The organism is Desulfomicrobium aestuarii, assembly GCF_055385525.1.
In genome coordinates this window covers 246,640-257,927 of record NZ_AP042427.1, presented here as the reverse complement: position 1 = coordinate 257,927, position 11,288 = coordinate 246,640, and the positions used below count along the sequence as shown (strand labels likewise).

Genomic DNA, 11,288 nt, shown 5'->3' with positions numbered 1-11,288 from the left:
GGGGAGTACCTGAGGTGGGAGGGGGTATTCCCCCCTTGACTGACCATCCCCCGCACGAACGAGCCGGGTCGAGTCGAAAAAAATCACCCCAACCCCAGACGCTTCAACTTCTCGCGCAGGGTCTTGCGGTCGATGCCCAGGATCTCGGCGGCGCGGGTCTTGTTGTCGCCAGTGCGGGCCAGGACGGAGCGGATGTGCTCGGCCTCGACCTCGGCCAGAGTCTTGTCGCCGTGGCGGGAGCGGGTGATGGTGAAGCGCATGGATTCTGGCAGGTCCGTCACGTCGATGACCGGGCCGTCGCAGATAATGACCAGACGCTGCAGCAGGTTTTCGAGTTCCCGCACGTTGCCCGGCCAGGCATACTGCTGCAGGGCCTCCAGGGCCTCGTCCGTCAGGCGCGGAACCTCGCGGTTCATGTCCGTGGCGAACTTGTGCAGAAAGTGGCTGGCCAGCATGAGGATGTCGTCGCCTCGCTCGGCCAGCGACGGCAACCGGATCTCGATGACGTGGATGCGGTAGAAGAGGTCTTCGCGGAACAGTCCCTGGTCCACCAAGTGGCGCAGGTTCTTGTGCGAGGCGGCGATGATGCGGGTATCCACGGTGCGGATGCGCGAGGAGCCGACCATGGAAAATTCCTTGCTCTGCATGACGCGCAGGAGCTTGGCCTGCATGCTGGGGCTCGCGTCCCCGATTTCGTCGAGGAAGATGGTCCCGCCGTTGGCGATCTCGAAGAAGCCCGCGCGGCTCTCCTTGGCGCCGGTGAAGGCGCCCTTGACGTGGCCGAAGAGTTCGCTCTCCAGCAGCGTGTCCGGAATGGCCGAGCAGTTGACGGGCACGAAGGCGAAGGCGCGGCGGTCGCTGTTGTAGTGCACGGCCCGGGCCACCAGCTCCTTGCCCGTGCCCGACTCGCCGGAAATGAAGACGTTGGCGCTGGTCCGCGAGGCCTTGCGGATGAGGGCAAAGACGGCCTGCATCTCGGCGCAGTCCCCGATGATCCCGAAATTCCCGGCCTCCTGCTTCTCGTCGTGGGCCGCGCGCCTGCGGGCCTGCTTGTCGAGGATGCGCCGCACGGCGGCCAGCAGTTCCTCGCCCGTGAAGGGCTTGGCCAGGTACTCCCCCGCCCCGTCGCGCATGGCCTCCACGGCCCCGCTTACGGACGGGTAGCCGGTGATCATCATGATCTCCGTGTCCCGGAAATTGTCGCGCACGTGCTTGATGAGTTCGAGGCCGTTGGCCCTGGGCATCTTGTAGTCCGTGATGATGAGGTCCACGGGCGTCTCGTCCAGGAAGGCCCCGGCCTCCTCGACGCTGCCGCGGGTGTGTACCTCGTACCCGGCCGCGGCCAGGTTGCGCGAGATGACCTCGAGGGTGGCCGCACTGTCGTCCACGGCCAGGATGGTCGCGCCCTTGTCCTGCATGTCCTGCCTCCTCATTGCCCGGCTCCCGGCGTGAAATTCCCGGCGCCACCGGCCGCCTCCGCGACGCCCTGTCCGTCAGGGGCCGTCGCGCTGCACGGGAAGGTGATCTCGAAACGCGTTCCCCTGCCCGGCTCGCTCTCCACCTCGATGACCCCGCCGTGGGCGGACACGATCCCGTGCACCACGGCGAGCCCGAGCCCGGTCCCCTGGTCCACGTCCTTGGTCGTGAAGAAGGGGTTGAAAATCTGCCGCCGCACCTCAGGGGCCATGCCCACGCCCGTATCGGCCACGGAAAGATAGACGTCATCCTTGAAAGACTGGGTCTGGATGGTCAAGACGCCGCCGGACGGCATGGCGTGGATGGCGTTGACCACCAGATTGACCATGACCTGCTTGACGTGCTGCGGGTCAGCCATGATGGGCGGCAGGCCCTCGGCCAGTTCCGTGCGCACCTCGACCCTGCCGCGCGAGGCACTCATCTCGATGAAATAGAGGGTGTCGCGGACGACCTGGTTCAGGTCCACCAGGGTCTTCTGCAGGGGCACCTTGCGGCCGAAGATCATGAGCTTCTTAATGACCTCGCGGCTGTGCAGCGCGGACTTGACGATGCTGTCCAGGTCCCTGGCGACCTGGGCGGGGAGCCCCGGTGTCTGGGCCGCCAGCTGGGCGAAGCCCAGGATGTTGGCCAGGGGCTCGTTCAGTTCATGGGCCACGCCGGCCGCGAACTGCCCGATCTTGGCCAGCCTGTCGGCGTGCTGCAACTGGCGCTCCAGGTTGCGACGGGTGGACAGGGCCTCGCGCTTGGAGATGATCCAGCCCACATGCTTGGCCAGGGCGGCGAGAAGCTCGGCCTCCATGGGCAGGAAGGCCTTGCCGTTCTGCCCGCACCCTTCGAGGCTCACGCACAGACGGCCTCGCTTGACGCGCTGCACGAAGATTTCCTCTTCAAGGCGGCAGGCGGCCTCGGCCAGGAAATTCCCGCTGAGGATGGTTTCGCCGTCGAGCACGAGACGCACCCCGGTGGACTCGGGGTGCTGGAAGGACGGCGGGATGATGCCCAGAATCTCGCGCAGGATGTCGGGCAGGGGGCTGTCCATGTCCGAGACGATGCGGTTCATGGCGTGCAGGCAGGACAGTTCCTTGTTCAGGGCCACCAGCCGATCGTGCTCATGCTGCAGCTGGTGCTGCCGCTCGACGTGGGCCGTGACGTCCTGCCCCACGCACAGCACGCTGACGAGGCTGCCGTGGGAATCGAAGAGCGGCTTCATGTTCCAGTCGATGTAGACTTTCCGCCCGTCCCGCGCCCGCAGGGACCCTTTCATGAAGCCCATGTCCCCGGCCTTGACGATATCCGCGAACAGGACGCGGGCCTGGTCGCGGCGCTTGGCGTCGACGCAGGACTCGAACCAGTCCCGCCCGGCCAGTTGGCCGATCTCGAAGCCGGACACGGCCTCGAAGCGGGAATTGCCGTGGATGATCCGTCCCTTCTCGTCCAGGGTGATGACGATGCCGTGACTGAGTTCCATGACGGTGTTGTAGTACTCGGACAGGTTCATGCTTCCTCCCGGGATTCCGACCCGCCCCACCTACCAGAGGCTGCCCGGCCGGTCCAAACAAAAAACGGCGCGGCCTCCGCAGAGACCGCGCCGACGCTTCAGGCTTGTGGCAGACCGGGGCTAGTGCCCGCTGATCTTCAGGCCCCACCCCTCGAAGACGAAGAGGATGCCGAAACCGTACCACATGGTGTAGATGACGTAGAAGGCCAGGGAGAAGATGACGATGCCGACCTTGTCCTTGATCTGCTCGGGCACGACCTTGTAGTAGTTGTACGCCGTCTCCACGACCTTGGAGTTGATGTTGAAGGCCACCTTGGCCTGGGCGAAGGCTTCCTGCTCCTTGAGTCCCTTGTCGAAGCCCTCGAGGATCACGTTCCAGTTGTAGAGGGCCTGACGTTCGTCCTTGCCCGCGAAGACCGGGTACTTGGCGATGAGGGCCGCCCCGTCGTTATGGTACATCTTGTCCGAGTCTTCCAGACAGGCGTTCAGGATGGCCAAGTAATCGCCGGAGACAGTCAGCTCCTTGCCCTTGGCCTCGGCCGTTGCGCCGGCGGCGGTGATCAGGGCCACGCTGTCGGCGGCCTGGGACTCGCTCTTCATCTTCATGGTCACGTTGACCTGGTAGCCGGCCACGCTCTTGGCCTCTTCCTTCAGGTTGTCCACGTAATAGGCGGAACCCTTGGAGATGGAGTTGTAGAGGTTGTCCAGGTAGGCCATGGCGTTGTGCCCGTCGAAGAGGGGCTGGAACATGGCGAAGAGGACGATGAAGAAGAGCACCAGGAGGGCGAGGCCTCCGTTGAATTCCTTTTTATTGTGAATCATAGGATCAATCCTCGTACTTCAGAGTCTTGATGTTCTTGAAGAAGGCCCCGAATACCCACACACCGAACAGGGCGATGACGATGAAGAACAGGTACATGCCGACCGTGTCCATGACCTTGGTGAAGCCGATCATGGATTCGGGCAGGTAGCCCATGGCCACCAGCTTCTTGGGCAGGGCGAAGAACCGGTTCACGAAGCCGGCCATGACCGAGATGGCGAAGAAGCCGCGGATGGTGATGCCCGGCACGACCTTGGTCACCAGGGCGCCGATCTGGATGCCGATCAGGGAGCCCAACAGCATGCCCATGGCCAGGGTGTAGAAGATGAAGCCGTAGATGGCGTACTGGGTGATGGCGCCGTAGCCGGCCGTGAACACGATCTGGAAGATGTCCGTGCCGACGGTGGTCAGGGACGAGACGCCCAGGATGTAGACGAAGATGGGGAAGGTCAGGAAGCCGCCGCCCACGCCCATGATGCCCGCGGCCATGCCGACCAGGGCGCCGGACAGGACCAGGAAGAGCCAGGAGATCTTGCGGCCACCGGGCACGATGCCCTGGTCGAAGGTGACCATGGGCGGCAGGGTCACGGCCTGCAGCTTCTGGGCGATGCCCGTCATGGCCGAGCCTTCCTTGGTGTCGTGGGCGCCGCCGGTGTGGCCGGCCTTCTTGGCGCTGAAGTAGTCGTACATGCCGTAGAAGCCCAGGAAGCCCAGCATGACGGTGTAGACCACGGTGATGAAGGCGTCGCTCAGCACCGGGTTGATGTTGTAGAGCGTGCGGTTGATGCCGGCGCCCACGGTCGTGCCGATGATGGCGCCGATCAGGAAGACGAAGGCCAGGGGCACGGACACGTTGCCCATCTTGCGGTGCAGGACGGAGCCCATGATGGCCTTGGCGAAGATGTGGAACAGGTCGGTGCCGACGGCCAGGATGCCCTTGACGCCGGCGCTCATGAGGGCCGGGGCGATGATGAAGCCGCCGCCGGCGCCGATGCAGCCGGAGATGAGGCCCGCGCCCACGCCGACGAAGATCGACACACAAAAAATGAACAGGCTGTAGTAGGACGGGCTGTAGGCCTCCTTGCCGCCGATGGCGCTCGGCAGGGCCTGGCCGATCTCATCGGCGAAGGCCCACCCGCCGAGAATGCACGGGATGAGCAGCAGCGCGAGCAGCCAGATGCGTCTCTTGTCGCCAAGGATGGTCCTGGCGTTTTCCACTTCCCACCGCGCGAAGGACCTTGAGCCCTCCAGCATGAACGAACCCCAATCTTTGAAGAATCCCATACGTGTTTCCGCCTCCTCTTTATCGCAATTTCCGAAATGTATACGGATGGTCACGCCATCCCGCTTCCCTCACCCGCTTTCTTCCTCCGGGCGCAGGCCTCCCGGATCTTGCCGACGAGAACTTCGAGTTCCACCGGCTTCATGAGATAGTCGAAGGCGCCCATGGCCATGCCCGAAATGGCGACCTCCATGTTGCCGTGCCCGGTCAGCATCAGCACCTGCACCTGGGGAAACCTCATCTTGAGTTCCCGCAGGACCTGGATGCCGTCCATGTCCGGCATTCCGACGTCCAGGACCACCGCATCGACCGTTTCCCGCTCGAGGAACCGCAGCCCGTCGGGGCCGTTGTTCGCCTCCAGGACCGAGAAGCCCCGCCGGCGCAGCCGCTTGGCCGTGGCGGCCACGAAGTGCGCCTCGTCGTCAATGAGCAGAATCCTGTCCCCGGCCATGCCTTCACCGTCCTTCAGCCTCTGCGGCTGGCGATCTCTCGGACCCGGGCGTCGACGATCTTCTCTTCGTGCCGCCGCTTCTTCTCCACCGCTTCCTTGACCTTCTCGACCAGCACCTCGATGTTGCAGGGCTTCATGAGATAGTCCCAGGCACCGAGACGAAGTCCGTCGATGGCCGACTCCACGGTGGCGTTCCCGGTCAGCATGATGACCTCGACCAGGGGGTACTGCTGCTTGATGAGCCGCAGCACTTCGATCCCGCTGCATCCGGGCAGCTTCACGTCAAGGATGACGACCTCTATTTCGCCGTGCGACGCAAGCTTCTGCATGGCTTCCTCGCCGCTGCCTGCGTGAAACACCTCCATGCTGCGCATGGTCAGGCGTTTCCTCATGACGTCGATGAACTGCGCGTCGTCATCGACCAGCAAAATATTGGCTTCCGTCACGTACTCCTCCTTGAACACTTTCACTGCCGAACGGGCACGCGCTTCTCCGCAGACCCATCCCCCCAAAAGCAACGCCTGTGCCAACAAACCGCCGGACGGCCGGGCTGTCTGAATGCGGCGAGCGCAATCCGAACATGCAACCCCTTGATTTCATGAATGACGAATGACGGGAATCTTGATCGCGCCGCTCACGATGGGCCGGGACAGGGCAAAAAAGGAGGATATGACGAGGGAAACCGGGGCATTTCGCCCCACAGGTGCATTTCGCCCCATGACGGCCAGCACCGAAGTCAACCCACCGAAAACAAAGGAGATACGTACAGAAGCGGCGCAACATGGGGAATTTCGCCCCACTACTTCAGACGCCTGGAAGCACGGAATGCCGAGGAAAGACCTCCCTGCGGAGAAAAACGAAAAAAAATGCGCGAAAAGCCCAGAACTCCGAGCTACCCTTGAGCCAGGGCCTTCTCGACGGCCTCGGCCACCTCCGCCCCGGTCAGGGGCTCGCCGGTCTCGAACAGGGCGCGGTGGACATTGATCTCGCGCATGACGCCGATGTGGTCGCGGTCCACGAACTTCTTCCAGACCTCCATGCACTTGTCGAGCTGGTCGCGGCGGGCGTAGGCCAGTCCGAGGTAGAGGCAGGCCAGGTACTCGTTCGGGTGCTGCTTGTGGACCATGAGCAGGGTGTCCTTGGCCTGCATGTACTCCCCGAGATGGTAGTGGCACAGCCCCTGACGGATCCGGGCCTCCTTGTGCGCCCGGTTGGCCTTGAGCACCTCCCTGTAGAGGTCGCGGGCGGCGGCGTAGTCCCTGCGTACGTAGGCCGCGTCGGCCTGCCCGATGTCCGCGCCTATGCCGGAAACGGGTTTGTCGCCGTCGGTCTCGCGCAGTCGGCGGACCATGCCGAAGAGAAGGTCACGTCTGGAGATCATGGGTACCTCTATTTATAATGATGATGCTGCAATGGACGTGCAGGCCTCGATGAGCCGCGATGCGCCACCGGCATCCCCGACGGCGGAGGGGATCGATTCCCGCCTTCGCGGGAATGGCCCGGAGGCGTTGCGGTCGGCCGGGATGGTCTCTGCATGGGCCTGTGCCCATTTCGATGTCATTCCCGCGAAGGCGGGAATCCATGCCTTTCTAAGCCGTCCCGAGACACGCAATCCCCGTTTCATTAACCAGCCGCGCAAACACAACGTATCAGCGGGCCTTCCGCGCCACAATCCGGCGTCTCCTCTGCTCCGCCCGCTCACGGCCCGACGCCCCGGAGAACCGCGGTGATCACGCCGTGCTGTTGACATTCCAAGGATTCCTTACCATGAAGAGCCACTTCAATGTGAGAAACCCGGCACAGCCCGAAATTTGTATTCCCGGAGGAGACAATGTTCAAGAGACTTCTCGCCAGCCTCGCCGTCCTGCTTCTGTGCGCCGCCCCGGCCTTGGCCCAGCAGGCCAAGACCTTCGCGGTCCTCCCCTTCGGGGTGCACGGGCCGCAGGAATACCAATACCTGAGCCAGGGCATCCAGAGCATGCTGACCACCCGTCTGACCTGGCCCGACAACTTCACCCCCCTGGACGCCGGCAAGGTCAAAAAGAGCGTGGCCACCCCGCCCGCCGACGCGGCCGCAGCGGAGAAGATCCGCCAGACCCTGGGCGTGGACTACCTCGTCTGGGGCTCCCTGACGGTCATGGGCCAGGAGTGCAGCCTCGACGTCAACACCATCGACCCCGCCGGCGCCAACCAGCCCCGCCCGGTGCAGACCCAGCTGAACCAGGTCATCCCGACGCTTGAGACCGTGGCCGCGGACATCAACGCCCAGGTCTTCAAGCGCCCCGAGACGGCCAAGGCCCAGCCGGTCGCCAAGCCCATGAACGAGTCCCTCATCGTCAACGAAACCCAGGCCGGCACGGCCTACGCCAACCCGTCCCTCAAATACCAGGACACCGACACCTCCATGGGCCGCTGGCGCAGCCAGACCCTGCCCTTCGCCTCCCGCGGCATGGTCGTCTGCGACGGCGACGGCGACGGCAAGAACGAAGTCTTTCTCATGACGGACAACTCGCTTTTCGCCTACCGCGTGACCAACGGCGAAATGCGGCAGGTGGCCGAGATGGATCTGCCCAGAAACCGCAACTACGTGCGCCTGAACAGCATCGACATCAACCGCGACGGACGACACGAACTGGTCATCGCGGGTGCCATTGAACAAAAACCGTCCTCCCTCATCGCTGAATTCGACGGCAAATTCTCCATCACCGAGGACAACATTCCCTATTATCTCGGCGTGCTGAATATGCCTCCGGCCTTTACGCCGACTCTGGTTGGACAGGGGGTCGGCAAGACCAAGTATATGCAGAGCAGCATACACCAAATGGTTAAGTCCGATGGGAAATTTGAGTTAGGACCGACTGTAAGCCTGCCTCTCGGGGGCAACGTTTTCAATGTGACGTTCCTGCCCTTTGAGAACAGCCATCAGATTCTCATGATCGACGAGTATGATCATATGCGCGTGTTCAGCTCCACCGGTTCGTTGCTGACCACGACGGAGGAAACCTACGCCGGCTCGAATCTAGGAATCGAATACCACCCGGCGGCCCTGGGCCTCAAGGCGCCGGATGCAAAGCAGTCGCCGCAGTACACGGTCTATATCCCCCTACGATCCATTCCTTGCAATTTGGACAAGGACAACCGCTTCGAACTTATCATCAGTAGGAACATATCCGTCTCGGCCCAACTCTTCTCCAACTACCGCGACTACCCGCAGGGCGAGATGCACAGCCTGTACTGGGACGGGGTGGGCATGAGCCTGCAGTGGAAGACCGCGCGCATCAAGGGAACCATCGCGGACTACGCTCTCGCGGACATCGATAACGACGGAGCCCTTGATCTGGTGGTCAGCATCAACTCCCATACGGGCATGGCAGGCACGACCCGGAAAAAGACCACGGTCGTGGCTTACCCTCTGGATCAGTCCCAGTCCGGCGGCAACATTCAACAATCTGAACAGTAGATTAGCCGGAAACCGGCCAAAACAGGCTCAGACCATTGGCAAACCCTCGCCGAGCAGTGCGGCGAGGGTTTTTTTCGGCCGATGCGCATCGACTGACGGCAGATACGAATCAGTGACCAGGCCATGAAAACCGTTCGCTGAACGATGATCCTGCAAGAAGCCCCCCTCGGGTCTGCCGTCCCGCGCGCGTTGCCCGACTCCGGGCCCGTTGCGCCTTGCTCGGCCGTCTCCCTTCCGGAGTCCCGCTCTTCCTCTTAAGCCCCTCTTGCCGCGGTCGGCCCTGCCCCACCCTCCGGATCACACGGAGAATTGTTGAGAAAGTTCCAGCCTTTTGACGATGGCTTTTGAAGCGGATTTGTCCGGATCTTTCCCGCAGCCAGAGGTCGTAGTCGCGGCTAGCCCCTGGATCCGTCATGGACCGCCGGCGAAATTCAAAAAACTGAACAGTAAAAAAAATTAAACTTTGCACTAGAAACCGGCCACAAAAGGCTTGCTTTTTGGACCGCAGTTGGCATACGTACTTAGCAGGCGTCAGCTTCTACTGATTTTCCAACGCAAAAGGAGAAAGAACATGAAACGTTTTGCTCTCGTAGCCCTGGTAGCCGCCCTGCTGTTCAGCGTGGTTTCCAGCGCCTCCGCCACCGAACTGAAAGTTCGTGGCAACATCGACGTGTACGGAATGTGGTCCGCCAACCTGTATGACTACGATTCCGACAATGCAGATGGCGACAACTACACCACCAACCAGCGCATGCGCGCCTACTTTGACTACGTTGCCAACGAAAACCTGAAGGCTGTCCTTGGCCTGGAAATCGACAACGATTGGGGTGACGGCTCCGCCGCTGACTGGGGCACCGACGGCAAGGGCAACATCGAAGTGAAGCATGCCTACCTGGATTTCACTTTCCCGGATACCACCGTCAACGTCCAGGCCGGTCTGCAGTACGTTGCTCTGCCGAGCGTCTTCGGCAACCCCGTTTTCGATGACGACGCTGCCGCCATCACCGTCAGCGCTGCAATCAACGACATGTTCGGCGTTTCCGTCGGCTACTCCCGCGGCACCGACGGCAGCACCTCCTTCACCGGCAGTGGCGCCGACAACGATGACAAGGACATGGCCTTCATTGCTGCTCCCATCACCATGGACGGCTTCAGTGTTGCTCCTTACTTCGCTTATGCCTGGGTTGGCAAAAATACCGACAACACCTCGGATAGCATTATTATTGATGAGGACGAAATCGTTATTAAGCCTGCCAGCGAAGGCAACCTCGTAGACGACCTGGACATTTGGGTCCTGGGCTTCAACGCCGAACTGACCATGTTCGATCCGTTGACCTTTGCCGCTGATGTGATCTACGGCGAGGGCGACACCGACGACTACGAGACCAAGGGCTGGTACGGCGCCCTGGCCGCCTCCTACAAGTTCGACATGCTGACCGCCACCCTCTTCACCACCTACTTCTCCGGTGCAGATGAAGATGCAGACGAAGACAACTACCTCCCGACTCTGGCCGAAGGTTGGGGCCTGACTCCCTACGTTGGTGGCGTTCGCGCTTTCAGCACCTCCTGGGATACTTTCTCCGGCATTGATGCCGACATGAACCTGGCTTCCTGGGTTGTCGGTCTTAAGCTCGCCAAGATCCAGTTCATCGACAAGCTGTCCCACGACCTGACCGTCGCCTACGTCATGGGCACGAACGATGAAGATGCCCTCAACTCTAAAGATGAGGGTTACGCTTTCGACGAAGAAGATTCCGCTTGGGAAGTGTACTTGGTCAACAAGTACATGATCTACGAAAACCTTGCCGCCATCAACGAACTGGGCTTCTTCGCTCCCGACTTCGACGACGACCGCGAAGACGACTCTTCCTACTTCGCCACTGTCGGTTTCCAGTACAAGTTCTAATTCAGGTTTTCACGCCTGACGCCGAAAAGGCCGGAGTCGCAAGCTCCGGCCTTTTTTTATGGTGCGCCCGGCAGGGCGCACCCACTTGGAGGTGAAAGTCCTCTGCGCACCCGACAGGGGGAAGCGTTAGCCGGACGGCAAGGGTGTCCACCGCGAGGTGGAATCTGAAGGAAGCCGCAGGCAAAACCCTGGCTCGACGAACAGAAACCGCATATGAGGCGGCCGCGCTGGATAAGAAGGCCATTATCTTCAAAGTCCGATACCTGTACGGAAGGCGCGGACGTAGATGCGGCGGGCATAAGGGGGAAGGTGGATGTGCATTACCCGGGGAGATCTGGGCGTTTGCCATGTGCTACCCGCGTCGAGAGGCGCGGGGATGAGCGCCCAGAAGTCAG

General features: G+C 61.9%; 9 protein-coding genes. 2 read left to right on the top strand and 7 right to left on the bottom strand.

Going from position 1 to position 11,288, the window contains the following annotated elements; genetic code table 11:
• Window positions 1-83 precede the first annotated feature (83 nt).
• From ACZ5AC_RS01215 to ACZ5AC_RS01185, 7 genes are all read right to left on the bottom strand, one after another.
• Complete coding sequence (locus tag ACZ5AC_RS01215; RefSeq protein WP_464249144.1) at window positions 84-1,418, bottom strand: sigma-54-dependent transcriptional regulator; 1,335 nt, start codon at window positions 1,416-1,418, stop codon at window positions 84-86.
• An 11-nt stretch (window positions 1,419-1,429) separates the two neighbouring features.
• Window positions 1,430-2,974: a PAS domain-containing sensor histidine kinase gene (locus tag ACZ5AC_RS01210; protein WP_464249143.1), complete on the bottom strand. Its 1,545-nt coding sequence runs from the start codon at window positions 2,972-2,974 to the stop codon at window positions 1,430-1,432.
• A gap of 120 nt (window positions 2,975-3,094) precedes the next feature.
• Window positions 3,095-3,796 (bottom strand): hypothetical protein, encoded by a 702-nt coding sequence (locus tag ACZ5AC_RS01205; RefSeq protein ID WP_464249142.1) that lies wholly within the window; start codon window positions 3,794-3,796, stop codon window positions 3,095-3,097.
• 4 nt (window positions 3,797-3,800) lie between these two features.
• On the bottom strand, window positions 3,801-5,078 hold the full coding sequence (locus ACZ5AC_RS01200; RefSeq protein WP_464249141.1) for a sulfite exporter TauE/SafE family protein: 1,278 nt from the start codon (window positions 5,076-5,078) through the stop codon (window positions 3,801-3,803).
• 50 nt (window positions 5,079-5,128) lie between these two features.
• Window positions 5,129-5,527, bottom strand: a complete 399-nt coding sequence (locus tag ACZ5AC_RS01195; protein WP_464249140.1) for a response regulator — start codon at window positions 5,525-5,527, stop codon at window positions 5,129-5,131.
• A gap of 14 nt (window positions 5,528-5,541) precedes the next feature.
• Window positions 5,542-5,973, bottom strand: coding sequence for a response regulator (locus ACZ5AC_RS01190; RefSeq protein WP_464249139.1), 432 nt, complete (start codon window positions 5,971-5,973; stop codon window positions 5,542-5,544).
• A 446-nt stretch (window positions 5,974-6,419) separates the two neighbouring features.
• A complete protein-coding gene (locus ACZ5AC_RS01185; RefSeq protein ID WP_464249138.1) occupies window positions 6,420-6,908 on the bottom strand; it encodes a tetratricopeptide repeat protein in 489 nt (162 codons plus the stop codon).
• Between the two features lie 450 nt (window positions 6,909-7,358).
• On the opposite strand from ACZ5AC_RS01185, the gene ACZ5AC_RS01180 reads away from it, so the two are divergent.
• Window positions 7,359-8,987: an FG-GAP-like repeat-containing protein gene (locus tag ACZ5AC_RS01180; RefSeq protein WP_464249137.1), complete on the top strand. Its 1,629-nt coding sequence runs from the start codon at window positions 7,359-7,361 to the stop codon at window positions 8,985-8,987.
• Window positions 8,988-9,558: 571 nt separating this feature from the next.
• A complete protein-coding gene (locus ACZ5AC_RS01175) occupies window positions 9,559-10,893 on the top strand; it encodes an outer membrane homotrimeric porin (protein WP_464249136.1) in 1,335 nt (444 codons plus the stop codon).
• Window positions 10,894-11,288 lie beyond the last annotated feature (395 nt).